At 72.8% G+C, this 25,690-nt stretch carries 24 protein-coding genes and 1 tRNA gene; 20 read left to right on the top strand and 5 right to left on the bottom strand.

What is annotated here, in order from left to right; all coding sequences use genetic code 11:
* Nucleotides 1-327: 327 nt before the first annotated feature.
* Nucleotides 328-747 (bottom strand): hypothetical protein, encoded by a 420-nt coding sequence (locus ADEH_RS10365; RefSeq protein ID WP_011421048.1) that lies wholly within the window; start codon nucleotides 745-747, stop codon nucleotides 328-330.
* A 56-nt stretch (nucleotides 748-803) separates the two neighbouring features.
* Nucleotides 804-1,232 carry a hypothetical protein gene (locus ADEH_RS10360; RefSeq protein WP_011421047.1) on the bottom strand — a complete coding sequence of 143 codons (429 nt, stop codon included), beginning with the start codon at nucleotides 1,230-1,232 and terminating at the stop codon, nucleotides 804-806.
* Nucleotides 1,233-1,790: 558 nt separating this feature from the next.
* Here ADEH_RS10360 and hemA point away from each other — a divergent pair.
* From hemA to ADEH_RS10345, 3 genes are all read left to right on the top strand, one after another.
* The gene (gene hemA / locus ADEH_RS10355; RefSeq protein ID WP_011421046.1) at nucleotides 1,791-3,059 is read left to right on the top strand and encodes a glutamyl-tRNA reductase; all 1,269 of its coding nucleotides are present in this window, start codon (nucleotides 1,791-1,793) and stop codon (nucleotides 3,057-3,059) included.
* 208 nt (nucleotides 3,060-3,267) lie between these two features.
* Nucleotides 3,268-4,641 (top strand): sensor histidine kinase, encoded by a 1,374-nt coding sequence (locus ADEH_RS10350; RefSeq protein ID WP_011421045.1) that lies wholly within the window; start codon nucleotides 3,268-3,270, stop codon nucleotides 4,639-4,641.
* Nucleotides 4,638-6,020, top strand: coding sequence for a sigma-54-dependent transcriptional regulator (locus tag ADEH_RS10345; RefSeq protein WP_011421044.1), 1,383 nt, complete (start codon nucleotides 4,638-4,640; stop codon nucleotides 6,018-6,020). Before ADEH_RS10350 ends, ADEH_RS10345 begins: the two co-directional genes overlap by 4 nt.
* A 41-nt stretch (nucleotides 6,021-6,061) precedes the next feature.
* Here ADEH_RS10345 and rpoH read toward each other — a convergent pair whose 3' ends face one another.
* On the bottom strand, nucleotides 6,062-6,985 hold the full coding sequence (gene rpoH / locus ADEH_RS10340; protein ID WP_011421043.1) for an RNA polymerase sigma factor RpoH: 924 nt from the start codon (nucleotides 6,983-6,985) through the stop codon (nucleotides 6,062-6,064).
* 308 nt (nucleotides 6,986-7,293) lie between these two features.
* Here rpoH and ADEH_RS10335 point away from each other — a divergent pair, with 308 nt between their 5' ends.
* From ADEH_RS10335 to rplC, 3 genes are all read left to right on the top strand, one after another.
* Entirely contained in the window at nucleotides 7,294-8,013 is a 720-nt protein-coding gene (locus ADEH_RS10335; RefSeq protein WP_041453480.1) for a sensor histidine kinase, read from the top strand.
* A complete protein-coding gene (locus tag ADEH_RS10330) occupies nucleotides 8,010-8,390 on the top strand; it encodes a response regulator (protein WP_011421042.1) in 381 nt (126 codons plus the stop codon). The genes ADEH_RS10335 and ADEH_RS10330 overlap by 4 nt, the downstream gene beginning before the upstream one ends.
* Nucleotides 8,391-8,527: 137 nt before the next feature.
* Nucleotides 8,528-9,238, top strand: coding sequence for a 50S ribosomal protein L3 (gene rplC, locus ADEH_RS10325; RefSeq protein WP_011421041.1), 711 nt, complete (start codon nucleotides 8,528-8,530; stop codon nucleotides 9,236-9,238).
* Between the two features lie 212 nt (nucleotides 9,239-9,450).
* Here the strand turns inward: rplC and typA are convergent, their stop codons facing one another.
* Nucleotides 9,451-11,298, bottom strand: a complete 1,848-nt coding sequence (gene typA / locus ADEH_RS10320; RefSeq protein ID WP_011421040.1) for a translational GTPase TypA — start codon at nucleotides 11,296-11,298, stop codon at nucleotides 9,451-9,453.
* 122 nt (nucleotides 11,299-11,420) lie between these two features.
* Nucleotides 11,421-12,749, bottom strand: a complete 1,329-nt coding sequence (locus ADEH_RS10315) for a DUF4388 domain-containing protein (protein WP_011421039.1) — start codon at nucleotides 12,747-12,749, stop codon at nucleotides 11,421-11,423.
* Between the two features lie 63 nt (nucleotides 12,750-12,812).
* Between ADEH_RS10315 and ADEH_RS10310 the strand changes: the two genes are divergently transcribed.
* The 14 genes from ADEH_RS10310 to rplT all read left to right on the top strand — a co-directional run bounded on the left by ADEH_RS10310 (nucleotide 12,813) and on the right by rplT (nucleotide 25,687).
* Entirely contained in the window at nucleotides 12,813-13,220 is a 408-nt protein-coding gene (locus ADEH_RS10310) for a VOC family protein (protein WP_011421038.1), read from the top strand.
* Entirely contained in the window at nucleotides 13,217-13,984 is a 768-nt protein-coding gene (locus ADEH_RS10305) for a hydroxyacylglutathione hydrolase C-terminal domain-containing protein (protein ID WP_011421037.1), read from the top strand. The genes ADEH_RS10310 and ADEH_RS10305 overlap by 4 nt, the downstream gene beginning before the upstream one ends.
* Before the next feature lie 6 nt (nucleotides 13,985-13,990).
* Nucleotides 13,991-14,605: a CDP-alcohol phosphatidyltransferase family protein gene (locus ADEH_RS10300; RefSeq protein WP_011421036.1), complete on the top strand. Its 615-nt coding sequence runs from the start codon at nucleotides 13,991-13,993 to the stop codon at nucleotides 14,603-14,605.
* 38 nt (nucleotides 14,606-14,643) lie between these two features.
* Nucleotides 14,644-14,715: transfer RNA gene (locus ADEH_RS10295), tRNA-Val, on the top strand.
* A 78-nt stretch (nucleotides 14,716-14,793) separates the two neighbouring features.
* Nucleotides 14,794-16,746, top strand: coding sequence for a threonine--tRNA ligase (gene thrS, locus ADEH_RS10290; RefSeq protein WP_011421035.1), 1,953 nt, complete (start codon nucleotides 14,794-14,796; stop codon nucleotides 16,744-16,746).
* A gap of 319 nt (nucleotides 16,747-17,065) precedes the next feature.
* Nucleotides 17,066-18,637, top strand: a complete 1,572-nt coding sequence (locus tag ADEH_RS10285) for a 2-isopropylmalate synthase (protein ID WP_011421034.1) — start codon at nucleotides 17,066-17,068, stop codon at nucleotides 18,635-18,637.
* On the top strand, nucleotides 18,637-20,079 hold the full coding sequence (leuC, locus tag ADEH_RS10280) for a 3-isopropylmalate dehydratase large subunit (protein WP_011421033.1): 1,443 nt from the start codon (nucleotides 18,637-18,639) through the stop codon (nucleotides 20,077-20,079). The genes ADEH_RS10285 and leuC overlap by 1 nt, the downstream gene beginning before the upstream one ends.
* The gene (gene leuD / locus ADEH_RS10275) at nucleotides 20,079-20,654 is read left to right on the top strand and encodes a 3-isopropylmalate dehydratase small subunit (protein WP_011421032.1); all 576 of its coding nucleotides are present in this window, start codon (nucleotides 20,079-20,081) and stop codon (nucleotides 20,652-20,654) included. The genes leuC and leuD overlap by 1 nt, the downstream gene beginning before the upstream one ends.
* A gap of 212 nt (nucleotides 20,655-20,866) precedes the next feature.
* Nucleotides 20,867-22,573 (top strand): biosynthetic-type acetolactate synthase large subunit, encoded by a 1,707-nt coding sequence (ilvB, locus tag ADEH_RS10270; protein WP_011421031.1) that lies wholly within the window; start codon nucleotides 20,867-20,869, stop codon nucleotides 22,571-22,573.
* Between the two features lies 1 nt (nucleotide 22,574).
* The gene (gene ilvN, locus ADEH_RS10265) at nucleotides 22,575-23,111 is read left to right on the top strand and encodes an acetolactate synthase small subunit (protein ID WP_011421030.1); all 537 of its coding nucleotides are present in this window, start codon (nucleotides 22,575-22,577) and stop codon (nucleotides 23,109-23,111) included.
* A gap of 10 nt (nucleotides 23,112-23,121) precedes the next feature.
* The gene (ilvC, locus tag ADEH_RS10260; RefSeq protein WP_011421029.1) at nucleotides 23,122-24,147 is read left to right on the top strand and encodes a ketol-acid reductoisomerase; all 1,026 of its coding nucleotides are present in this window, start codon (nucleotides 23,122-23,124) and stop codon (nucleotides 24,145-24,147) included.
* Between the two features lie 126 nt (nucleotides 24,148-24,273).
* Nucleotides 24,274-24,975 (top strand): translation initiation factor IF-3, encoded by a 702-nt coding sequence (gene infC, locus ADEH_RS10255; RefSeq protein ID WP_011421028.1) that lies wholly within the window; start codon nucleotides 24,274-24,276, stop codon nucleotides 24,973-24,975.
* Nucleotides 24,976-25,037: 62 nt separating this feature from the next.
* Nucleotides 25,038-25,241: a 50S ribosomal protein L35 gene (rpmI, locus tag ADEH_RS10250; RefSeq protein ID WP_011421027.1), complete on the top strand. Its 204-nt coding sequence runs from the start codon at nucleotides 25,038-25,040 to the stop codon at nucleotides 25,239-25,241.
* A gap of 101 nt (nucleotides 25,242-25,342) precedes the next feature.
* The gene (gene rplT / locus ADEH_RS10245; protein WP_011421026.1) at nucleotides 25,343-25,687 is read left to right on the top strand and encodes a 50S ribosomal protein L20; all 345 of its coding nucleotides are present in this window, start codon (nucleotides 25,343-25,345) and stop codon (nucleotides 25,685-25,687) included.
* Nucleotides 25,688-25,690 lie beyond the last annotated feature (3 nt).

The following is a 25,690-nucleotide window of genomic DNA, read 5'->3' as shown; positions in this document are numbered from 1 at the left end:
CCGGGGGCCGCGAAAGAAAGAGATGCGGCGCAGCCGCCGGCCCCCACCGGAAGCTGCCCGCATCAGGTGAAGAACCGCAGCCCCCCTCCCAGAGTGCCGCCGTTCTCCAGCCCCGGGAGGTAGCACGTGCCGTGCCCGCACCGGCCCTCCCTCGAGCAGGGCCCGATCCCCGTGAGAACGACGGGTTGCGTCGCCGGCGCACCCGCGGTGCTGGGTGGGTTCACCCATCCGTTGGGACGCGTGGGGGAATGGCCCCACCCGACCCACACTCCCAAAGGAAGAGGCCGGCGGCATTCGCCGCCGGCCCCGGTCCTCGCCCCGCCGCCGCTACTCGTCGCCGCGCTTGCGGGCGATCTCGTCCTCGAGCGCCTTCAGCTCCTTCGTCGGCGCGGCGCCCGGCGCCTTCTCCTCCTCCTCACCGGGCTTGCCGGTGAAGTGCGCCTCGCCCGGCCGCCACCCGGGGTGGACCGTGGCGGCGAGGTCGGCCGCGCCCTCCTTCACGCCGCCGGTGACCTTCTTCACCACCGCGTGGACCAGCAGCGCGAACCCGATCACCGGCATGAACATCAGGAACAGCGCCCCGAGCACCGGCACGATCACCAGGAGCAGCGGGAACGGCACCTTCACGAACCGCGCGCCGCTGCCAGGGAGGCGCCCGCCCTCCGACGGGACCACCTCGACCGCCCACGCCTTCGGGTTCCAGTAGTAGCCGCCCTTCACGTTCGCTCCGCCCGTGTACTTGGCCATGACCGTCTCCTTCCGTGCCGCTCCGCCGACCGTGGGACCGCGGTGGACCGCGCCGCTCAGCTCTGGCGCCGCTTCGCCTCGATCTCCTTCTCGAGCGCCTCGAGCTTCTCGTCGCCGGCCGTGGGCCCCTTCTCCTCGACGCCCCCGTTCTCGGTGGACTTGCCGGTGAAGTGCGCCTCTCCGGGCTGCCAGCCGGGGCTCATGGTCGCGGCCAGCTCCTCGGCGGGGCCGCGGAAGGTGCGGACCGCGCGCATCGCCACCGCCTGCGCCAGCAGCACGAAGCCGATGACCGGCATGAACATCAGGAACGTCGCGCCGAGCACCGGGGTGAGGACCAGCGCCAGCGCCACCGGGATCCGCCGCCACTCGCCCTTGCCCTGCGGGAGGCGCTCGCCGTCCTTCGCGACCGGCTCGATCGCCCACCGGGAGAGGTTGAGGTAGTAACCGCTCTGCACCGCGCTGCCGCCCTTGAACGTGTTGGCCATGATTGGCTCCTTTCGATTGGCAATGTCTCGCCAATCGCGCGGCGAAGAAATTGGGACGATGACCGAGCCGCGCGGGAAAGATTCCGGGGCGGGGACCGGCGCGGCGCCGGAGCCGGCGGCGTCGCGAGGCCGGGGCCGGGCGGGCGCGGGCGCCGGGGGCGGAGCGCCGCGGCGACCGGGGCGCCGCGGGCGCGGACACCGGAGCCGGCGGCGGGCGGATTCCCGATGTGCGCCGGCGCGCGGGCCGGGTCCCCGGGGGCGCCGCCGCGCCGGGAACGGCGCACCTCCGATGGCGGGACGAATGCGGACCTGGGGAGGCAGTGCGACCGGGGGGCGCGGAGCGCTCCGCTGGAGGAGCTAACCCTGCGACCTTGCGCGCAGGTTCGAGGGATCCCCCGGGCTCCGCGCGGGCCCGCAGCGCTTTCGCCGGCGGGGACCCATGCCCCTGATCCGGCGCAACCCTTGCGCGGTCCGCGCCGCTACCCCGCTGAAATCTCGCACGTTCCCACGGGGCACGGCGCTTGCTCGCATGCCGCCCGTTCCCGAAAGGAGCGCCTCGTGCTCGTCGCAGTCGGGCTGAACCAGAAGGGCGCCACGGTCGCAGACCGCGAGGTCCTCGCGCTGCCATCGGAGGAACTGCTGGACGCGCTCACCGCCTTCCAGGCGCTCGACGGGGTGGACGAGGTCGCGATCGTCTCCACCTGCTACCGCGTGGAGATCTTCGCCGCCGCGCGCTGCCCCGCCGCCGCGGAGCTGTCGCTGCGTCACGCGCTGGAGGCGCGCGCCGGCCGCTCGCTCCCGCTGTTCGAGCTGCAGGGCGAGGAGGCGTTCCGGCACCTCGTCCGCGTCGCCTCCAGCCTCGAGTCCGCCATCCTGGGCGAGCCGCAGATCCTCGGCCAGGTGAAGGACGCGTTCCACCGCGCCGCCGAGGCGGGCGCCGCGGGCAAGGAGCTCGCCTCCGTCCTCTCCCGCGCGCTCGCCGCCGCGAAGCGCGTCCGCACCGAGACCGCGGTGGGCCGCGCCGGCGTGTCCTGGGGCAACGCCGCGGCCGCGCTCGCCAGCAAGGTGCTGGGCCCGCTCGCGGGCCGCCGCGTGGCGGTGATCGGCGCGGGCGAGATGGCCCGCCTCACCGCCCAGCACATGCGCGACGAGCGCGCCTCGGTGGTGGTGCTGAACCGCACGCTCGCGAACGCCGAGGCGCTGGCCGCCGAGGTGGGCGGCGAGGCCCGGCCGCTGGACGCGCTGGAGCAGGAGCTGCTGCGCGCCGACGTGGTGGTGTCCGCCGCGCCGGCCGCCCCCGCGGCGCTGGCCCCGGCGGTCATGCAGCGCATCCTGCACGCCCGCCGCAAGCGGATCGTCATGGTGGACCTGGCCGTCCCGCGCGCCATCCCCGCCGAGACCGGGGCGCTCCCCGACGTGTACCTGTGCGACGTGGACGACCTCGACCGCGTGATGAAGGCCGCCATGGCCGAGCGCGCCCAGGCGGCCCAGCACGCCGAGCGGATCGCCGACGAGGAGGTGCAGAAGTTCGCGCGCGCCGAGGCCGAGCGCCGCGCCGCCCCGCTCATCCAGGAGATGCGCAGCCGCGCCAGCGCGATCGCGCGCGAGGAGGTCGAGCGCACGCTCCGCCGCCTCGGCGAGGATCCGGAGCTCGCGAAGCGGCTCGACGCCATGGCGGGCTCGATCGTCTCCAAGATCCTGCACGCCCCCAGCACGCGCCTCCGCCAGGCGGTGTGCGACGGCGGGGCCAACGACCCGCTGGTCGCGGCGGCGGTGCAGATCTTCGACCTGTCCGCGGCGCCGGCCGCCCGGGGAGACGCCGCGTAGCCCGGGGTCCGGGCCTTCCCCAGGCCCGGAATTCCTGAGATATTGGCGCGCGTTGTCCCACGGGCCGACCGCATGAACCTCCTCGAGCGCAGCTACCGGAGCCTGGACTCCAGCATGCGCGCGCGCGTGCTGGTGCCGACGGCGCTGCTGTTCGCGGTGACGCTCTCCGCGATGGTGGCGGCCGCCGTGCACTTTTACGGCGCGGACAATGGAGAGCGGCCGGCAGGACCGGGCCGAGCTGTTCGCGACCATGGTCTCCTCGGGCGTGTCGAACGTGATGCTCTCGGGGAAGCCGCGCGAGGTGACCACGCTGCTGGAGGCGCTGGTGGCCCACCGCAGCGACCTCCTCTCGGCCAGCCTGATCGCGCCGAACGGCTACATCTCCATCTCCACCAGCCCGGCGCTGCTCGGCCGCGTGCCGTGGTCCGAGGTGAACCGGGTGGAGGGCACCACCGTGGTGGTGGGGCCGGGCGGCAACGACGCCGAGTACGCGGTGCTCCAGCCCATCGTGAACGCGGAGTCCTGCGCGCGCTGCCACGGCACGCAGAGCCACGTGAACGGCTGGCTCGACCTGCGCTTCACCCGCGAGCCGGTGCTCGAGGCGCAGGCGCAGCTCGCCAAGACGCTCTCGCTCTCGGCCGCGGCGGCGTTCGTCTGCCTCCTCGCCATCCTGCTGTGGCTCCTGGGCCGCGAGGCGGTCAGCCCGCTGCAGCGGCTGGTGGGGGTGATGCGCCGCGCCGAGTCGGGCGAGCTGACGGTGCGCGCCGACGAGGGGCGCCCGGACGAGCTGGGCGTGGCGGCGCGCGGGTTCGACGCGACGCTGGCGGCGCTGCGGCGCAGCCAGGCCGAGCTGGAGGCGTTCTACCGCGAGCGCATGGTGCGGGCCGACCGCTTCGCGGCGGTGGGCGAGATCGCCACCGGGCTGGCGCACGAGATCAAGAACCCGCTGGCCGGTCTGTCCGGCGCGCTGGAGCTGCTCGCCGAGGACTTCTCCGCCGACGCGCGCCACTCCGACATCGTCACCGAGATGCAGCACCAGGTGCGGCGGCTCACGCACACGATGGAGAGCCTGCTCAGCTTCGCCCGGCCGGCCAAGGCGAAGCTCCGCTCCACCGACGTGAACGCGACGCTGGAGAAGGTGCTGTTCCTCATCCGCCAGCAGTCGCGCGACGGCACCATCGAGCTGGTCCCCGAGCTCTCGCCCGGGCTCCCGGCGGTGCTGGCCGACCCGTCCCAGCTCGAGCAGGTGTTCCTCAACATCTGCCTGAACGCCTGCCAGGCGATGATCGCCACCCGTCGCGGCGGGGTCCTGACCGTCCGCTCCCGCGTGGGCGACGGCACCGTGAGCGTCGAGGTGGAGGACACCGGCCCGGGCATCCCGGCCGACCTCCGCGCCCAGATCTTCAAGCCGTTCTTCACGACCAAGCGCGAGGGGAACGGGCTCGGGCTCGCCATCTCCGCGCGCATCGTGGCGGAGCACGGGGGCCACATCGGCTACCGCTGCCCGCCCGAGGGCGGCACCACCTTCACCGTGACGCTGCAGCAGGCGCGGCCCCAGCGCGCCCCGGAGCACGCCGCATGAACAGCACCCCGGCCCGCATCCTCGTCGTGGACGACGAGAAGCTCATCCGCTGGTCGGTGGCGGAGCGGCTGCAGCGCGGCGGCTACGAGGTCCTCTCGGCCGAGTCGGGCGAGCAGGCGCTGGAGATGGTCGCCGCCACGCCGCCGGACGTGATGCTGCTCGACGTGCGCCTCCCGGGCATCGACGGCGTCCAGACGCTGCAGCGCGCGCTGTCGCTCCACCCGGAGGTGGCGGTGCTGATGATGTCGGCGCACTCCACCGTGGACATCGCGGTGGAGGCCATGAAGCACGGCGCCATCGACTTCCTGGTGAAGCCGTTCCCGTTCCAGCAGCTCGACGAGGCGGTGGAGCGCGCGCTGGCGAACGCCCGCACCCGCCGGCAGATCGCCACGCTCACCAGCGACAAGCGCGGCGCGAGCGCGGTGGAGGCGGTGGTGGGCTCGTCGGCGGCCATGGAGCAGGTGCGCTCGATGATCTCGCGCCTGGCCGGCAGCGACACCACCACCGTGCTCATCGAGGGCGAGAGCGGCTCCGGCAAGGAGGTGGTGGCGCGCGCCATCCACTTCCGCAGCGCGCGCGCCGACAAGCCCATCCTGCAGGTGAACTGCGCGGCGCTCCCCGAGCACCTGCTCGAGTCGGAGCTGTTCGGCCACGAGCGCGGCGCGTTCACCGACGCGCACACGCAGAAGCGCGGCCTGTTCGAGACCGCCGAGGGCGGCTCGGTGATGCTGGACGAGATCGGCGACCTCCCGCCGGGCGGCCAGGCCAAGCTCCTCCGGATGCTCGAGAACAAGACGTTCCGCCGGGTGGGCGGCGTCCAGGAGCTCCGCGCGGACGTGCGGGTCATCGCCGCCACCAACGTCAACCTGGAGGAGCGGGTGGCGGAGGGGCGCTTCCGCGCCGATCTGTTCTTCCGCCTCAACGTGGTGCGGATCGTGGTGCCGCCGCTGCGCGAGCACCTCGACGACGTGCCCACCCTGACCGCCCACTTCGTGGCGCGCTTCGACCAGGAGATGAAGCGGCAGGTGAAGGGGGTGGCGCCCGCGGCGATGGAGCTGCTCAAGGCCTACCACTGGCCCGGCAACGTCCGCGAGCTGCGCAACGTGATCGAGCGCGCCTTCATCCTGCACGCGGGCGCCGACGAGATCCGGCCCGAGCACCTGCCGCCCGAGCTCCGCAAGGCGACGCCCGGCCCGCGGCGCCCGGAGAAGCTGGTGCCGCCGGTCACGGGGGAGGGGCTGGTGCTCGACGACGTGGAGCGCAAGCTCATCGCCGAGGCGATGGAGCGCGCCAGCGGCAACCAGTCCAAGGCGGCGCGGCTGCTGGGCGTGTCCCGCGACACGCTCCGCTACCGGCTCAAGAAGCACGGCATGGCGTAGGCCGCGCCGGGCGCGGCGCCCGGCGGCGGCCGGCCTCGCGGTCAGGCCAGCGCGCGATCGTCGATGTCCACCGGCTTGCCGTCGGTGGGCCAGTCGATCTCGGTCGCCAGCGCGCGCAGCTCCTCCTTCAGCTTGTCCTTGGCGCGGATCTCGAGCTGGCGGGCGCGCTCGCGCGAGAAGCCGAAGTGCTCGCCCAGCTCCTTGAGCGTGAGCGGACGGTCGCTCATCACGCGCATCTCGATGATGTAGCGCTCGCGCTGGTCGAGGCGGCCGAGCGCCTCGACGATGCGGCCGGAGACGACCTTCTGCTCCTGCACGCCGGACAGCTCGTCGTCCTGCGACGTGCTGCCGGACGCGAGGAAGTCCACGTGGGAGTAGCCGCCGTCGTCGCCCATGGGCGCGTCGAGCGACAGGTCGCGCCCCTCCATCCGCTGCTCCATCTCGCGGACCTCGCCGGGCTTCACGCGGAGCTTCTTCGCCACCTTGTTCGCGTCGTGGCCGTCGGAGTCGGCGCCCTGCTCCTGGGAGCGCTTGTCGAGCTCGCGCTTGGTGCGGGCCAGCGAGAAGAACAGCTTGCGCTGCGCCTGCGTGGTCCCGAGCTTCACCAGCGACCACGACTTGAGGATGTAGTTCTGGATGTACGCGCGGATCCACCAGACCGCGTACGAGATGAGGCGGATGCCCTTGTCCGGATCGAACTTCTGGACCGCCTTCATCAGGCCGATGTTGCCCTCCTGGATGAGGTCGGCCATGCGGAAGCCGTAGGAGCGGTACTCGTAGGCGACCTTCACCACGAAGCGGAGGTTGGCGGTCACCAGCCGGTGGGCGGCGCGCGTGTCGCGGTCGGCGCAGAACTGGCGCGCGAGCCGCTGCTCTTCGTCCACCGTCAGCAGCGGAAACCGATTGATCTCGGAGAGGTAGAGCTCGAGGGAGCTCGCGGTACCCGGGACGCTCTGGCGCTTCATCGGACCTCCGTGGTGCGTGGCGGTGGCAGCAAGTAGGCCCCTAAGCAACCCATGTGCCGTCTGGGGTCAAGCGTCGATCAGCCGTGATCCTGGGCGGTTGCCTGGAGAGGGGCGGCTCGCCAGCCCGGCGGGAGCCTATAATCATTACAGGGTCGCCTGGAGAAGGCTGCCCTGTTGGGTTTTTGGGCTGTAAGAATTGCAAGCGCCCGATTCAGGGCGCCAGCTACCCACTTGCGGATGGGCGGTACCCTCCGCAACCTGTGATGGCTATCCCCGGAGGGCGGCCAGGCGGCCAGGCGGACGCGCGAATGTCGGCGAAGAACGGAACGGAACGGACGGCGGACGCGGGCGCGCCGTCGCACGGCGAGGAGCGCTCGGGCTACCTCGGCTTCGTCGCGCACGAGGTCCGCAACCCGCTCTCGACCGCGCTCTGGTCGGCCGAGCTGCTGGCGCGCATGAGCGCCGCCGAGCGCGGCGGGGCGCGCGGCGAGAAGCTGACCGCGATGTGCCTGCGCTCGCTGGGCCGCGTCCGGCAGCTCGTCGAGGATCACTTCCTGTGCGAGCGGCTCGAGGTGGGCGGGCTCCCGGTGAGGCCGGAGCCGATCTCGCTGCGCGACGCGCTGGAGCACGCGGCCGGGCACCGGCAGGGCGACGTGGGCGAGGTGTCGCTGGACGGCGTCGAGGCGGCCCTGGCGGTCACCGCCGATCGCGCGCTCCTCGAGCGCGTGCTCGACGCGCTGGTGGCGGCCGCGGGGCGCGACGGCGAGCCGGTGCGGGTGAGCGCCCGGCTCGACGGGGGCCGGGCGATGCTGCGGGTCAGCGGCGCGGAGGCCAGCCCGGGCGCGCTCGACGACCCCCGCAAGGGCGCCGCCGGGGATCCGAAGGGCAGGGCGCTCGCCTTGCCGGCCGCGCGACGGGCGGCGGTGGCGCTTGGCGGGGGGCTCTCGGTGGAGGGTGGAGCCTTCGTGCTCACCCTTCCCGGCGCTGGAGCGTATACTGCGCGCCCCGCATCGCCGCCGTCGCCATGACCGAACGCCCGCTCGTCCTCGTCGTTGACGACGATCCCGACATCCTCGACGCCATCTGCGACATCCTCGAGGGCGAGGGCTATCGCGTCGCGCGCGCGCGCCACGGCCTCGAGGCGCTGGACCGCGTGGCCGAGGAGGAGCCGTCGATCATCCTCCTCGACCTGATGATGCCGGTGATGGACGGGCTCGCGTTCGCGCAGGCGCTCCGGCAGCGGCGGAACGGGGCCCCGCGCATCCCCATCGTGGTCATCTCCGCCGACGGGAACCCGCAGAAGGCGGCGTCGGTGGGCGCCCAGGGCTACCTGGCGAAGCCCTTCGACATCGACGCGCTGCTGGCGCAGGTCACCGACATGGCCGGCGAGCCGATGCACGGGTAGCCGCGCCCCGCGGCAAAACCCCCCGCGCCACGCGGGCTTCGCTTGACAGCACGCGCGCCGGCGGGTAGAAAGCCCACCCTTTCCAAGGCACGTCCTCCGCGGCCATCCGACGCGCGGCGGACCAATGCGAGGTGCTCATGTCTACGGGACTGCTGGCGAAGAAGGTTGGGATGACGCAGATCTTCACCCCCGAGGGTGACTGCGTCCCGGTGACGGTGCTCGAGGCGGGCCCGTGCACGGTGGTGCGGCGCAAGACGGCCGAGAAGGACGGCTACGACGCCGTCGTGATCGGCTTCGGCGTCGTGGACGAGAAGCACGCGCACCGCCTCTCCAAGCCCGAGGTCGGCGTCTTCAAGAAGGCCGGCACGCCCATCTTCCGCCACGTGAAGGAGATCCGCGTGAAGGACGCCAAGCTGCTCGGCGACCTCAAGGCGGGCGACGTCCTCACCGTGGACAAGGTCTTCAAGGCGAACCAGCGCATCGACGTCGCCGGCGTCACGAAGGGCCGCGGCTTCACCGGCGTCATGAAGCGCTGGAACATGAAGGGCGCCGCCCGCGACAGCTCCACCGCGCACGAGCACCACCGCCACGTCGGCGCGATCGGCCAGCGCAAGACGCCGGGCAAGGTGTGGAAGGGCAAGCACCTCCCCGGCCACTACGGCGTGGACAACATCACCATCCAGAACCTGACCGTGGTCGGCATCGAGCCCGAGCAGAACGTGCTGCTCGTGTCCGGCGCGGTCCCCGGCCACGCCGACGGCCTGCTGTTCGTGAACACCGCGGCGAAGGGCCAGCCGCGGATCAAGCAGAAGCAGGAGGTCCGCGAGCGCGCCAAGCCGAAGGTGTAGCCGGCTTCGAGGCAGCGCCGCAGGACACGACGCGCCGTCCGGGAGACCGGGCGGCGCGTCTCGCTTTCGGGGTCGCCGTTCGCCGGCGCGCGCGCCGCGCGGGCAGGGCAGGGCCGGGGCCGCCCGCGCGGGCGCGGTCCCCACGAACGGCGAACGCCGCCCGGGGACCGGGCGGCGTCGGGTGCTGCGGGGGCGGAGGGCGCAGGCGCCGGCTACGAGGCCTCGGCCTGGCCGCGCTTGCGATCGCGCTCGATCTTGTAGCGCGCGGTCGGGTCGAGGAACTTCTTGCGCAGCCGGATGGACTGCGGCGTGACCTCGACCAGCTCGTCCTCGGCGATCCACTCCAGCGCCGCCTCCAGGCTCAGCTCGCGCGGCGGCGTCAGGATGACGTTCTCGTCGCGGCCGGCGGCCCGGATGTTGGTGAGCTTCTTCTCCTTGCAGATGTTGAAGTCGAGGTCGTTGTCGTGGCTGTGCTCGCCCACGATCATGCCGGGGTACACCTTGTCGCCCGGCTTCACGAACAGCGCCCCGCGCTCCTGCGCGTAGAAGCAGGCGTAGGCGACCACGTCGCCGATCCGGTCGGCCACGATGGCGCCGCTCTTCCGCTTCTCGATCTTGCCCTGCCACGGCTCGTAGCCGTCGAACTGCGAGGACATGATGCCCTCGCCGCGCGTCAGGGTGAGGAAGTCGCCCCGGAAGCCGATGAGCCCGCGGGCGGGCACGCGGAACTGCAGCCGGGTGCGGCCCGAGCCGAGCGGCTGCATGTCCACCATCCGGCCCTTGCGCGAGCCCATGCTCTGGGTGACGCCGCCCACCCCGTCGTCCGGCAGGTCGCAGACGAGCAGCTCCATCGGCTCGTGCACCTCGCCCCCGACCGTCTTCAGGATCGGCTCCGGGTTCGAGACCGTGACCTCGTAGCCCTCGCGCCGCATGTTCTCGACGATCACCGCGAGCTGCAGCTCGCCGCGGCCCACCACCTTGAACGCGTCCGGGGTGTCGGTGTCCTCCACGCGGATGGACACGTTGCGGTACGCCTCGCGGTAGAGCCGCTCGCGGATGTTGCGGCTGGTGACGTACTTGCCCTCGCGGCCGGCGAAGGGGCCGTCGTTGACCTTGAAGACCATCGACATGGTGGGCTCCTCCACGCTGATGCGCGGGAGCGCCTCCGGGGCGGCCGGGTCGGCGATGGTGTCGCCGATGCCGATCTCCTCGGCGCCGGCGATGCACACGATCTCGCCCGGGCCGGCGTCCTTCACCTCGACGCGCTTCAGGCCGTCGTAGGCGTACAGCCGCACGATCTTGGCGGGGACGATCCTGCCCTCCTCGCGCAGCACCGAGATCGACATCCCCTCGCGCGCCACGCCGGAGGCCACCCGGCCGATGGCGAGGCGGCCCACGTAGTCGTCGTAGTCGAGGTTGTCCACCAGCATCTGCAGCGTCTCGCGCTCGCCGGCGGGCGGGGGCGGGACGTGCGTGAGGATCGCGTCGAACAGCGGCTTCAGCGAGTCGGCCGCGAACGCGCCCTGCACGGTGTGGGCGGCCTTGCCCTCGCGCGCGATCGCGTAGATCACCGGGAAGTCGATCTGCCGCTCGTTCGCGCCGAGGTCGATGTACAGCGAGTAGACGAGGTCGAGGACCTCCTTCGCGCGCGCGTCCTGCCGGTCCACCTTGTTGACGACCAGCACCGAGGGCAGGCCCATCGAGAGCGCCTTGGAGAGCACGAAGCGCGTCTGCGGGAGCGGCCCCTCGGCCGCGTCCACCAGCAGCAGCACCCCGTCCACCAGGCGCAGCGCGCGCTCCACCTCGCCGCCGAAGTCGGCGTGGCCGGGCGTGTCCACGATGTTGATCTTCACGCCCTGGTAGGTGACCGCGGTGTTCTTCGCGAGGATGGTGATGCCCTTCTCGCGCTCGAGGTCGTTCGAGTCCATGACCCGCTCGACCATCTGCTCGTTGGCCCGGAACACGCCGGCCTGGCGCAGCATGTAATCGACGAGGGTGGTCTTGCCGTGGTCGACGTGGGCGACGATCGCCACGTTGCGGATCTGCTCGCGGGGGGTCATGGGGCTCCGGCCTGGAAAGGGCCGGTACGGACGCCGGCCTGCAAAGGGCCGGAACTTATAGTCCTTTGACGCCGCGCGGGCAAGGGGTAGCGCGGCGGGCGCCGCGCGGGCCCGCGGGGCCGCTACATGAAGCCGATCCGGCGGGTCGAGGCGAGCACGCGCTCGACCTCGTCGAGCACGCGGAGCGTGCGGCAGGCGGCCAGGAACGCGCGCGCGTCGCGCTCCGGCAGCTCGGTGAGCCGCAGCAGGTCGTCCACGCTCTTCGTGCCGTCGGCGAGCGCGAGGAGCCGCGCCTCCTCCGGCCGCAGCCGCAGCGCGTACAGCTCGAAGGCGGGATCCGGGACCGGGGCGAGGTGCGCGGCGCCGGGCAGCTCCTCGCGGAGGCGCTCCGGCGTGGCGGTGCGCCGGATGCCCTCCAGGATCACCTCGGCCGGATCGAGCCGGAGCGGCACCCGCCCGGCCGGCGGGCGGCCGTGCTGGAACGCGTACGTGCCGTCGCGCCACTCGAAGGTGGACCAGGCGACGGCGCGCACCAGCCCGGTGAGCAGCTCGACCCGCTGCTCGGGGGTGATGGCGCCCGCCTCCACCAGCAGGTCCGAGGTGCGCGCGCCGGGCGCGGCCGCGCGCCGGAGCGCCTCCAGCCGCTCGGCGGTCACGGCGCCGCGGCGCACCGCGACCGCGCCGAACCGCTCGGCCGCCACGTTCGAGGCCGCGTACACCGGCGCGCCGCGCTCGACCACCACGATGCGGCGCACCGGCCCGCGCGAGAGCGTGAGCGCCCCGGTGGCCTGGCCGACGTGCAGCGCCACCAGCAGGCGCGGCGCCCGGGTGGCCGAGAGCTCGCCCGACGACGCCGGCGACGGCTCCGGCGCGGTGGCGCGGGCGTGCCGGGTCTCGGGCAGCGGGGTGAGGAACGCGTCGTGCGCCGCGGGGGGGGCGGGGCGCGCGGCCGGCGGCGCCGGGTCGAGCGCGGGCAGCGGCGGCGCCGCGAGCGGCGCGGGATCGCCCTCGCCGGGCGGGAGCGGCAGGGCGCCGGTGACCTCGTCGGGCGCCTCCCCCGGCGCGGGCGGCGTGGCCCGGGTGCCGAGCCGGCGCGCCACCGAGGCCGCCAGGGCGTCCACGTCGAAGGGCTTCTCGAACACCTCGCGCGCGCCGAGCCGGCGCAGCGCCGCCTCGCCCTGCCGCCCGCGGTAGACGCCGGACACCACCAGCGCCGGCACGCCCGCGCGCCCGAACGCCGCGAGCAGCTCGCCGGCGCCCACGTCGGCGACCGGCAGGTCCAGCACCGCCGCGCGCGCGCCGCCGCGGGCCAGCGCCTGCAGCGCGGCCCGGCCGCTGCCCACCGCCTCGGCGGCCGCGCCCAGCCGCACCGCCGCGCCGGCGACGAGGCCCGCCAGCGCGGCGTCCTCGGAGAGCACCAGCAGTCGCCTGGGGAACGGAGAGGGGCTCACGGCCCGCCGAGGCTACCACGGCCGTGGTGGCGTCCGGCCAGGGCGAGGGGTTACCCTCCGCGCGTGCCGCCCCTCCTCCACCACCTCGCCATCCAGTGCGCCGATCTCTCCCGGTGCGAGCGGTTCTACCGGGAGGTGCTGGGGCTCGAGGTGCTGCGGCGCTGGCCGCGCGAGGAGGGCGGGGGCGACCGGAGCGTGTGGCTGGCGCTCGGGGAGGGGCAGTTCCTGGCGCTGGAGCGCGCCGACGAGGCGCCGGTCCCGCGCCCCTGGCGCGACGGCAAGCCGGGGCTCCACCTCGTGGCGCTGCGCATCGGGCCGGACGAGCGGCGGGCCTGGGAGGACCGGCTGGAGGAGGCGGGCGTGCAGGTGGTGCACCGGACCCGCTGGACCATCTACGTGCTCGATCCCGAGGGGAACCGGATCGGGCTCAGCCACCACCCGCACGACGCCGGGGGCGGGGAGCGGCCGTGATCTTCGACCGCCGCCGGTACGGGAAGGACAACTACACGTACCTGCTCGCGGCGGGCGGCGACGCGGCGCTGGTGGACCCGGGCGACCCGGACGCCGCCCTCGCGCTCGCCGCCGCGCACGGCGTCCGCCCGCGCTGGATCCTGCACACGCACGGCCACGCCGACCACACCGGCGGCACGGCCGCGGTGGCGCGCGCGCTCGGCGCGCAGGTGCTCGGCCACGGCGGCGACGCCGCCCGCTACCGGCCCGACGTTGACCTGGCCGGGCGCGCCGAGGTGGCGCTGGGGGCGCTCGCGCTGCGGGTGCACCCGGTCCCGGGCCACACCCCGGGCTCGGTGCTGCTGGAGTGGGAGGGGCGGCTGCTCACCGGCGACACGCTGTTCTGGGCCGGGTGCGGCAACTGCCGGCACGGCGGCGATCCCGCCCGGCTGGCGGAGAGCTTCCTCGGCCCGATCGCGCGGCTCGACGGCGGGCTGGAGGTGCACCCGGGCCACGACTACGCCGCGCCCAACCTCGCGTTCGCGCTGGCACTGGAGCCGGACGGCGCGGCGGCGCGCGCGCGGCTGGCGGAGGTCGAGGCGGCGCACGCCGCCGGCCTCGAGCCCGCGCCGAGCACGCTCGCGGGGGAGCGCGCGGTCAACCCGTTCCTGCGGCTCGACGCGCCCGGCGTCGCCGCCGCGGTGGCGCGCGCCGAGCCGTCCGCCGCGGCCGCCGGCCCGGCGCGGCGGTTCGTGGCGCTCCGCGCGTTGCGCGACCGCGCCTGAGGCGTCGTGAGCGTCCCGCCCCCGCGCCCGCTCGAGGACGAGCCCCGCCCGGCCGAGGACGAGGCCTCGCCGGTGAACCTCGCCAACGCGCTCACCGCGCTGCGCATCGCGCTCGCGCCCGCGTTCCTGGTCCTCTACGTGGGCGGCGACCGGCCCCGCGCGCTGGCCGCCTTCGCGGCCGCCGCGGCCACCGACGTGCTGGACGGGCTGGTGGCGCGCGCGCTCCGGCAGCGCACCCGGCTCGGCGCGTTCCTCGATCCCATCGCGGACAAGTTCCTGGCCGCGTGCGCGCTGGTGGCGCTGGCCGCCACCGGCCGGCTGCCGGCCTGGCTCCCGGCGCTGGTGGTGGCCCGCGACCTGGCGCAGCTCGCCGGCGCGGCGTTCCTGCGCACCGTCCACCGGGTCATCCCGGTCGCCCCCACGCGCATCGGCAAGTACGCCACCTTCGCGCTCGCCGCGACCGTGCTCACCGCGCTCGCCGGCGACTACGGCGGCTACCCGCGCCACGCGGTGGAGCCGTACGTGGCGGCCCTGGGGCTGCTCGCGGCGCTGTGCGTGACGCTCTCGTTCGCGCAGTACTTCCTGTTCTTCCTGCGCGCGGCGCGCGCGCCCGGCCGTTGACACCGATTCCCGTTCGGCTATAACCGCGCCTCATCGAAGGGCGCGTGGCTCAGTGGTAGAGCACCTGCTTGACACGCAGGGGGTCGCTGGTTCGATCCCAGCCGTGCCCACATCGCGGGCGTCCCCCGCCACCGAGGGCCAGCCGCCACGGCTGGCCTTTTTTTTCGACCACGGATAGGCATACCGACATGTCCGACCTCGTGAAGGTGACGCTCCCCGATGGCAGCCAGAAGGAGGCGCCGCGGGGCACCCCGGTCATCGACTTCGTGAAGGGGCAGATCGGCGCAGGCCTCGCCAAGGCGGCCTACTTCGCGAAGCTGGACGGCGCGCCGGTGGACCTCTCGCGCGCCCTCGACCGCGACGCGAGGCTGGAGATCGTCACCACCCGGAGCCCGGAGGCGCTCGAGGTCGCGCGCCACGACGCCGCGCACGTGATGGCGAGCGTGGTGCAGAAGCTCTACCCCGGCACGCAGGTCACCATCGGCCCGGCCATCGAGGACGGCTTCTACTACGACTTCGCCCGCGAGACCCCGTTCACGCCCGAGGACCTCGAGAAGATCGAGAAGGCGACCAACGAGGCGATCAAGGCCGACCTGCCCTTCGTCCGCTCCGAGATCTCGATGGAGGCCGCGCTGGCGCTCTTCGAGGGCATGGGCGAGCGGTACAAGGTCGAGATCGTGAAGGACATCGCCGCGAAGGGCGCGAAGACCCTCACGCTCTACAAGCACGGCGACTGGGTGGACTTCTGCCTCGGGCCGCACGGCCCGTCCACCGGCCGCATCGGCGTCGTGAAGCTGCTGAACGTGGCCGGCGCGTACTGGCGCGGCGACGCGAAGAACGCGATGCTCCAGCGCATCTACGGCACCGCCTTCTTCGACAAGAAGGAGCTGGACGCGCACCTCGCGAAGCTCGAGGAGGTGAAGAAGCGCGACCACCGCCGCCTCGGCCCGCAGCTCGGGCTGTTCACGTTCCACGAGTACGCGCCCGGCGCGCCGTTTTGGCTCCCCGCCGGCACCGTCCTCTACAACGTGCTCGAGGACGCGATGCGCCGCCTGGTCCTGAAGAACGGGTACCAGGAGGTGAAGACGCCGCTGCTGTTCAACAAGCGGCTGTGGGAGACCTCCGGGCACTGGGGCAAGTACCGGGAGAACATGTTCCTGGTGGTGGACAGCGAGTCGGATCCGGCGCTGGCGCTGGAGGACCGGTGCAGCTTCTCGCTGAAGCCCATGAACTGCCCGTCGCACCACCTCATCTACCGGATGGACAAGCGCTCGTACCGCGAGCTGCCGGTCCGCTACTTCACCACCGACGCGCTCCACCGCAACGAGGCGTCCGGCTCGCTGGGCGGCCTCACCCGCGTGCGCCAGTTCGAGCAGGACGACGCGCACATCTACCTGCGCGAGGAGCAGGTGACCGACGAGGTGCTGCGGATCTTCGAGCTGATGAAGGTCGTGTACGGCGCGTTCGGCCTGGGCTTCGAGGCCACCTTCTCCACCCGCCCGGAGCAGCGCATCGGCGACGACGCGCTGTGGGACCGCGCCGAGGCGCTGCTGCGGAAGTCGCTCGACGCGACCGGGCTGAAGTGGACGCTCAACCCCGGCGACGGCGCGTTCTACGGCCCGAAGATCGACATGCTGGTGACCGACTCGCTCGGCCGCCGCTGGCAGACCTGCACCATCCAACTCGACTACGCCGCCCCCGAGCGCTTCGACCTCACCTTCGTGGGCGAGGACAACAAGGAGCACCGGCCGGTGGTGATCCACCGCGCCATCTACGGCTCGTTCGAGCGGTTCATCGCCATCCTCACCGAGCACTACGCCGGCGCGTTCCCGGCCTGGCTCGCGCCGGTGCAGGCGCGGGTGGTGACGGTCTCGGATCGCTTCGACGCGTGGGCGCGCGAGGCGGCGGCGGCGCTGCAGGCGCGCGGCTGGCGCGTCGAGGTGGACGGGTCCTCGGACAAGCTCGGCGCGAAGATCCGGAACGCGCAGCTCGCGAAGATCCCGTTCACGCTGGTCGTCGGCGAGAAGGAGGTCGAGGCGAGGGGCGTCTCGCCGCGCCGGCACGGCGGCGAGGACCTGAAGACGATGCCGCTCGAGACGTTCGCCGAGCTCATGGCCCGCGAGGCCACGGCGCCCTTCTGACGAGGGCTGCGCCCTCGCCCCGCCGAGCGGAGCTCGTCGGGGCCCCACTCCTGCTTCGCGGGGCCCGTGACCTCGCGCGCCCGCGTTCGCGGGCACGCGCGAGGTCCCCGCGGGGAGGGGTTGCACCCCTCCCCAGGCTGCGGCTGGGGCCCCTCCCGCTGTGAGCGTCATCGAGCACCGCCCGCCAGGGTGCGGTGGAACGCCCGTTTACGGGTGTTCGATGGGTACACATCGCCGGACGTTTCTGGTACCCTTCGCGGTTCCCGTTTCAGCCGAGCCGGTCAGACCTCGTCAAGGTCCCGGAAGGAGAGACGAAACCGTGAGCGACGCAGGCCAAAGGGTCACCATCTTCGACACCACCCTCCGCGACGGGGAGCAGTCGCCGGGGGCGTCGATGAACCTGGGGCAGAAGCTCCAGGTGGCGCGGGCCCTTCGGGATCTGGGCGTGGACGTCATCGAGGCCGGGTTCGCGGCGGCCTCCCCCGGCGATCTGGAGGCCATCCAGGCGGTCAGCCGGCAGGTCGAGGGGCCGATCATCGCGAGCCTCTCCCGCTGCAACAAGGGCGACATCGAGGCCTCGTGGAAGGCGCTCGCCGACGCGCCGCGGCGCCGCTGCCACGTGTTCCTCGCCACCTCGCCCATCCACCGCGACTTCAAGCTGAAGCTCGCGAAGGACGAGATCATCAAGCGCTCCGTGGACGGCGTGAAGCTCGCCCGCGAGAAGTTCGACGACGTCGAGTTCTCCGCCGAGGACTCCGCCCGCACCGAGCTCGAGTTCCTCGCCGAGGTGGTCGAGCGCGTCATCGAGGCCGGCGCCGGCACCGTGAACATCCCGGACACGGTCGGCTACGCGCTCCCCTCGACGTACGCGGAGACCATCCGCTACCTGCGCAAGCACGTCCGCGGCATCGAGAAGGCGATCATCTCGGTGCACTGCCACAACGACCTGGGCATGGCGGTCGCGAACAGCCTGGCCGGCGTGCTCGAGGGCGCGCGCCAGGTCGAGTGCACCATCAACGGCATCGGCGAGCGCGCCGGGAACGCCTCGCTCGAGGAGATCGTCATGGCGTTCAGGACGCGCCACGACGTCCTCGGGGTGACCACCGGCGTGCAGACCGAGCGGCTCTTCCCCACCAGCCGCCTGGTGTCGCAGGTCACCGGGCTCCACGTGCAGCGCAACAAGGCCATCGTGGGCCAGAACGCGTTCGCGCACGAGGCCGGCATCCACCAGCACGGGATGCTCACCAACCGCGAGACCTACGAGATCATGCGGCCGGAGGAGGTCGGCTTCGCCCGCAGCCAGCTCGTGCTCGGCAAGCACTCCGGGCGCCACGCGCTGAAGGACCGGCTCCTCGCGCTCGGCTACCAGCTCGACGAGGCGCAGATCGACAAGGTGTTCGCCGACTTCAAGGTGCTGGCCGACAAGAAGAAGGACATCTACGACGCCGACATCGAGGCGCTCGTGGTCCACGGGCAGATCCTGGGGAAGGGGAGCGTGGCGTGGGAGCTGGAGGCGCTCTCCACCACCTCCGGCACCGGCACGCTGCCCTGCGCGTCGGTCGCGCTCCGCTCCGCCGCCGGCGAGCGGATCCAGGAGGTCGCGGCCGGCGACGGCCCGGTGGACGCGGTGTACCGCGCCATCGAGAAGGTCACCGGCATCAGCCTGAAGCTCCGCGACTACCAGATCGCGAGCGTGTCCCGCGGCGAGGACGCGCAAGGCGAGGTCTCCATCGAGGTCGAGCACCCGACCGGCGTGTACCGCGGGCGCGCGCTCTCCACCGACATCATCGAGGGCAGCGCGCGGGCGTTCCTCGACGTGGTCAACCGGATCGCCCTGAAGATGCCACCGCCCACCGAGAGCGAGGCCCGCGCGGAGATGGGGACGCCCTGATGTCGAAGCGCAGCGACGGCAACCAGCCGAGGACCATCATCGACAAGGTCTGGGACGCGCACGTGGTCCGCGCCGAGACCCCGGACGCGCCCGCGATCCTCTACGTGGACCTGCACCTGGTGCACGAGGTGACCAGCCCGCAGGCGTTCACGGTGCTGCGGGAGCGCGGCCTGAAGCTCCGCCGCCCCGAGCGCACGCTCGCCACCATGGACCACTCCATCCCGACGCTGCCCCGCGGCGCGGATGGCCGGTGGCCGTTCGTGGACGCGCAGGCGGCCGCGCAGGTCTCGCAGATGGAGCGCAACTGCGCCGACTTCGGCGTCGAGCTGCACGGGCTCGGCGACGAGGCGCAGGGCGTGGTTCACGTGTTCGGCCCGGAGATGGGCGCCACCCAGCCCGGCATGACGGTGGTGTGCGGCGACAGCCACACCGCCACGCACGGCGCGTTCGGCGCGCTCGCGTTCGGGATCGGCACCTCCGAGGTCGGCCACGTGCTCGCCTCGCAGTGCCTGCTGCAGCGCCGCCCCCGCACGCTGGCCGTGCGGGTGGACGGGGCGCTCGGCCCGGGCCTCTCCGCCAAGGACCTGATCCTCGCGATCATCGCGAGGCTCGGGGTGGGCGGCGGCACCGGCCACGTCATCGAGTACCTCGGCCCCGCGGTCCGCGCGCTCTCGATGGAGGGCCGCATGACCCTCTGCAACATGTCGATCGAGGCGGGCGCCCGCGCCGGCCTGGTCGCGCCGGACGACACCACCTTCCAGTGGCTGGCCGGCCGGCCCCGCGCGCCGAAGGGCGCCGCGTGGGACGAGGCGGTGGCCCGCTGGCGCGCGCTGCCGTCGGACGAGGGCGCCACCTACGACCGCGAGCTCCGCCTGGACGCCTCCGCGCTCGAGCCGATGATCACGTTCGGCACGAACCCGGGGCAGGGCATCGCCGTCACCGGCCTGGTGCCGGACCCGGCCGCGGAGCGGGACGCCTCCGCCCGCACCACGCTCGAGGCCGCGCTCCGCTACATGGGGCTCGTCCCCGGCAAGCCGATCGCCGGGCAGAAGGTGGACGTGGTGTTCATCGGCTCCTGCACCAACGGCCGCATCGAGGACATGCGCGAGGCGGCCCGGGTGCTGAAGGGGCGCAAGGTGCGGACCCGCACGCTGGTGGTGCCCGGCTCGCACCGGGTGAAGAAGGACGCCGAGGCCGAGGGCATCGACCGCGTCGTGCGCGAGGCCGGCGCCGAGTGGCGCGAGCCCGGCTGCTCGATGTGCATCGCCATGAACGGCGACGACATCCGGGCCGGCCAGTACTGCGTCTCCACGTCGAACCGCAACTTCGAGGGGCGCCAGGGCCCCGGCGGGCGGACGCTCCTCGCCAGCCCGCTCACCGCCGCGGCCGCCGCGGTGACGGGCGCCGTCGCCGATCCCCGCCGCGTGCTGGAGGGCCGGTGATGGAACCGATCCGCGTCATCGAGAGCCGCACCGTCGTCCTCCCCCGCGAGAACGTGGACACCGACCAGATCATCCCGGCCCGCTTCCTCAAGGTCACCGACAAGAAGGGGCTCGGCAAGGCGCTGTTCTCCGACTGGCGCTACGCCGCCGACGGCTCGCCCCGCCCCGACTTCGTCCTGAACCGGCCGGAGGCCCAGGGCTGCTCGATCCTGGTGGCGGGCGACAACTTCGGCTGCGGCTCGTCGCGCGAGCACGCGCCCTGGGCGCTGGTGGACGCCGGCGTCCGCGCGGTGATCTCCACGCGCATCGCCGACATCTTCCGCAACAACGCGCTCAAGAACGGGCTCGTCCCGGTGGTGCTCGACCCGGCCAGCCACGCGAAGCTGCTCGCCGCCCCGGGCGCGAGCGTCCGCGTGGACGTCGAGGCGCAGACCGTCACGCTGCCCGACGGCTCGACCGCGAAGTTCCCGATCGACGGGTTCGCGCGCTACTGCCTGCTGAACGGCGTGGACGAGCTCGGCTTCCTGCTCGCGCAGGACGCGGACATCGCCGCGTTCGAAGGGGGCCGCCGGTGAGCGAGGGCGCCAAGCGCCTCGCCGTCCCCGGCGGCGCCGCCGCGTCCGCGCCCTCGCGCGGCTCCGCGGGCCGCGGCATCCGCGCCGTGGCCGTATGACGCGCACGGTCCGCCGCCGGCGCCGCCCCCGGGCGGCGACGCCGGGCCGTGCGTAGGCGTTCCGCTTCGCGACAGCGCAGCTCCCTCGAACACGTTCGAATCGAAGGTGACGGCATGGCCAAGGAGAAGATGACGGGCGCGAAGGCGGTCCTGCGCGCCCTGGAGGCGGAGGGGGTGGAGGTCCTCTTCGGCATCCCAGGCGGCGCGATCCTCCCGCTCTACGACGCGCTCTACGGGGTCGAGCGGCCCAAGCACGTGCTGGTGCGCCACGAGCAGGTGGGCGGGCACGCGGCGGAGGGCTACGCCCACGCCACCGGCAAGGTGGGCGTGTGCATGGGCACGTCCGGCCCGGGCGCGACCAACCTCGTGACCGCGATCGCCGACGCGTACATGGACTCGGTGCCCATGGTCGCGATCACCGCGAACGTGTCCTCGAGCCTCATCGGCACCGACGCGTTCCAGGAGGCGGACATCACCGGCATCACCATGCCGATCACCAAGCACAACTGGCTGGTGACCGACGTGCGCGAGCTGCCCCGCATCCTCAAGGAGGCGTTCTACGTGGCCCGCACCGGCCGGCCCGGCCCGGTGCTGGTGGACATCCCGAAGGACGTGCTCAACGCCGAGCTGGAGTTCGAGTGGCCGGAGACGGTCGAGATCCCCGGCTACCACCCGCCGGTCCGCGAGGAGCCGCGGCTCAAGGACGCCGCGCAGCTCATGCGCGCGTCCAGCCGGCCGGTGGTGTACCTGGGCGGCGGCGTCCGCACCGCCGACGCGCACAAGGAGGTCTTCGCGTTCGCCGAGTTCCTCGGCGCGCCGGTGGTGACGACGCTCCACGGCAAGGGCGCGTTCCCGGAGACGAGCCCGCTGTGCCTGGGCATGTTCGGCATGCACGGGTCGCGGTTCGCGAACTACACGGTGCAGGCGTCCGACCTGATCATCGCGCTCGGCGCCCGCTTCGACGACCGCGTCACCGGCAAGCTCTCCACCTTCGCCCCCGAGGCGAAGGTGATCCACCTCGACGTGGACCCGGCGGAGATCTCGAAGCTGGTGACCGCCACGGTGCCGCTGGTGGGCGACCTGAAGCGCCTGCTCCCGCAGCTGCACGAGGAGGCGCGGCGCGCGTTCGCCGACCACGGGCGCCCGGACCTCGCGCCCTGGTGGAAGCGGGTGAACGAGTGGCGCGAGAAGCACCCGCTCCGCTACCGCCAGGACCCCAAGCAGCCGCTGCTCCCGCAGTACGTCATCGACACGCTGTGGAAGAAGACCGGCGGCAAGGCCATCGTCACCACCGGCGTGGGCGAGCACCAGATGTTCGCGGCGCAGTGGTGGAAGACCGCCGAGCCCCGGACGTTCGTCACCTCCGGCGGCCTCGGGACCATGGGCTTCTGCCTCCCGTCCGCGATCGGCATCCAGCTCGGCCGCCCGGACGCGCTGGTGATCGGCATCGACGGCGACGGCTCGTTCCAGATGACGCTGCAGGACCTCGCCACCGCGTCCGAGCTCAGGCTGCCCATCAAGATCTTCATCCTGAACAACCTGTTCCTGGGGATGGTCCGCCAGTGGCAGGAGCTGTTCTACGAGGAGAAGTACGCGGAGACGCCGCTCGCCGATCTCCCGGACCTGGTGAAGCTCGCCGACGCGTACGGCTGCCTCGGCCTGCGCGCCCGGACGCCGGAGGAGCTGGATCAGGTCATCGACCGCGCGCTCGCGAACCAGGACGGCCCCACCATCGTGGACGTCCGGATCCGGCGCGAGGAGAAGGTGTACCCGATGGTGCCGGCCGGTGCCCCCCTCAACGACATGATCGACGGTGAGTGACATGGAACGGACCGAGACCCCGCAGCCGAGCGGCTCCACCCACACCATCAGCCTCCTCGTCGAGAACAAGCCGGGCGTGCTGCACCGGATCGCCGGGCTGTTCTCGCGCCGCGGCTACAACATCGCGAGCCTCACCGTCGGCCCCACCGAGCGGGCCGAGTACTCGCGCATGACCATCGTGGTCCGGCTCTCGTCGAGCCCGGTGGACCAGGTGGTCCGGCAGGTCCAGAAGCTGGTCCCGGTGGTGGAGGTGCGCGAGCTCTCGCCCCAGGACCTGATCGAGCGCGAGCTGCTGCTCGCCAAGATCCGCACGCCGGAGCGGAACCACGCCGAGCTCCGGGCGCTGGCCGAGACCTACGAGGCGGTGATCGTGGACGTCTCGCCCGACGCGCTGGTGGTCGAGGCGAGCGGCACCGCCGGCAAGCTCGACGCGCTGGAGGAGCGGCTCCGCCCCTTCGGCATCCAGGAACTCTGCCGCTCCGGGCGCATCGCCCTCGAGCGGGGCTTCAAGACGCTGGCTCCCCCCTCACTGAAGTAGAGGAACGAACATGGCGACCATCTATTACGACAAGGACGCGAACCTCGACCTGCTGAAGAAGCGGAAGGTCGCGATCATCGGCTACGGCTCGCAGGGCCACGCCCACGCGCTCAACCTGCGCGACTCCGGCGTGGACGTGCGGGTGGGCCTGGCGGCCGGCTCGAAGTCCAAGGCCAAGGCCGAGGGCGCCGGGCTGCGCGTCCTCTCGGTCGCGGAGGCCTCGAAGGAGGCCGACGTGATCATGGTCCTCATCCCGGACCAGACGCAGAAGAAGGTCTACGACGAGGAGATCGCGCCGCACCTGTCCAAGGGCAAGGCGCTGCTCTTCGCGCACGGCTTCAACATCCACTTCGTGCAGGTCCGCCCGCCGCCCGACGTGGACGTGCTCCTGGTCGCGCCGAAGGGCCCGGGCCACATGGTCCGCCGCCAGTACCAGGACGGCCGCGGCATCCCCGGCCTCGTCGCAGTCCACCAGGACGCGACCGGCCAGGCCAAGGCCGTCGGCCTCGCCTACGCCCGCGGCATCGGCTGCACCCGCGCCGGCGTCCTCGAGACCACGTTCAAGGAGGAGACCGAGACCGACCTGTTCGGCGAGCAGGCCGTGCTGTGCGGCGGCGCGGCGGCGCTGGTGAAGAACGGGTTCGAGGTGCTGGTCGAGGCCGGGTACCAGCCGGAGAGCGCGTACTTCGAGTGCCTCCACGAGCTGAAGCTCATCGTGGACCTCATGTACGAGGGCGGCCTGGCCTGGATGCGCCACTCGATCTCCGACACCGCGGAGTACGGCGACTACACCCGCGGCCCGCGGGTGGTGGACGGCCGCTCCAAGGACGAGATGCGCAAGATCCTCAAGGAGATCCAGGGCGGCCACTTCGCCAAGGAGTTCATCCTCGAGAACCAGGCGGGCGGCCCCACCATGGCCCGCTACCGCGCCGCCGAGGCCGCTCATCCCATCGAGGAGGTGGGCAAGCGGCTCCGCGACATGATGAGCTGGATCCGCGAGGCGAAGAAGGACTCGTCGGACCCGGGCAGCCGCTAGACCCGCCCGCGCCGTCCCCTTCTCCGCGAGAGGGGAAGGGGACGCGCGCGCCCGGGCGTACGGCCGCGTTGACATTGCGGCCGAAATCCTTATTCTACAGCGTCTTTTTCCCAGGGCCGGAGGAGCATGGCGATCCAGCACAGAGATCCGCGGGGCGGCGGCGGCAGCCGCGATGCGCGCACCAACCGCCGCATCAAGGCCCGCGAGGTTCGTGTCATCGGGGCCGAGGGCGAGCAGCTCGGCGTGCTCCCGATCGACCAGGCGCTGGCGCGCGCGCAGGAGCTGGGCATGGACCTCGTCGAGGTCAGCCCGATGGCGAAGCCGCCCGTCTGCAAGATCATGGACTACGGCCGCTTCAAGTACCTCGAGAAGAAGAAGCAGAACGAGGCCAAGAAGAAGCAGGTCGTGGTGCAGCTCAAGGAAGTGAAGCTCCGCCCGCGCACGGAGGAGCACGACTACGACACCAAGATCAAGAAGGTGCGCGAGTTCCTCGCCGAGGCGAACAAGGCTCGCATCACCGTGATGTTCCGCGGCCGCGAGATGTCGCACCGCGAGCTGGGCCAGAAGGTCCTGCAGCGGGTCATCGAGGACCTGCGCGACGTGGCGGTCATCGAGTCGGCGCCCCGCATGGAAGGGCGCCAGATGTTCATGATCCTCGCGCCGAACCCGAAGATGCTCCAGTCGCAGCGCGACAAGGCGAAGGCCGCGGCCGCCGCGGCGCCCGCCGCCGCTCCCGCTGCCCCCGCCGCCGGCGCACCCGCGCCGGCCCCGGCCCCCGCCGCCCCGGCGCCCGCGCCGGCCGCCGCGGACCCGGCCGCACAGAGATAGACAGGACCGCCGCGCGCAGGCGCGGCGCACGACGCAGCAGCGAACAGGAAGCGACAGGACCCATGCCCAAGCTGAAGACCAAGAGCGGCGCCAAGAAGCGCTTCGTCCCGAAGAAGAGCGGCAAGGTGAAGTTCCGCCGCGCCGGCGTCCGCCACCTCGCCACGTTCGGCAAGACGAAGAAGCAGAAGCGCCACCTGCGCGGGACCGATCACCTCGCGCCGATGGACGAGAAGAAGATCAAGGAGTGCTTCCCGTACGCCCGCTAGGGCCGGAGAAGCCATGACGCCCAAGCGGGGTTCCGAAGCGTACCCGGCCCGTCACGCAGCGTGACGGGCCGACGTGCCTCCCGCCGGCAAGGAGAAGGAAGATGCGCGTCAAGAAGGGATTCAAGGCCCGCCGCCGTCGCAATCGCGTCCTGAAGCTCGCGAAGGGCTTCCGTGGTCGCCGCAAGAACTGCTACCGCCGCGCGAACCAGGCGGTGGAGCGCGCCCTCAACTACTCGACCCGCGACCGCCGGCTGAAGCGGCGCGAGTTCCGGGCGCTCTGGATCGTCCGCATCAACGCGGCCGCCCGCCAGAACGGCACCACCTACTCGAAGCTGGTCGCCGCGCTCCGCAAGGCCGGCGTCGAGATCGACCGCAAGATCCTCGCCGATCTCGCGCTCGCCCTCCCGGGCGACTTCGCCGCCATCGTCAAGACCGCCCAGGCGTAGGGG

Origin of the sequence: Anaeromyxobacter dehalogenans 2CP-C (assembly GCF_000013385.1) — a bacterium.
Taxonomy (GTDB): Bacteria; Myxococcota; Myxococcia; order Myxococcales; family Anaeromyxobacteraceae; genus Anaeromyxobacter; species Anaeromyxobacter dehalogenans_B.
Note: the sequence above shows the minus strand (reverse complement) of the source record. Positions and strands in the feature narration are given on the sequence as shown.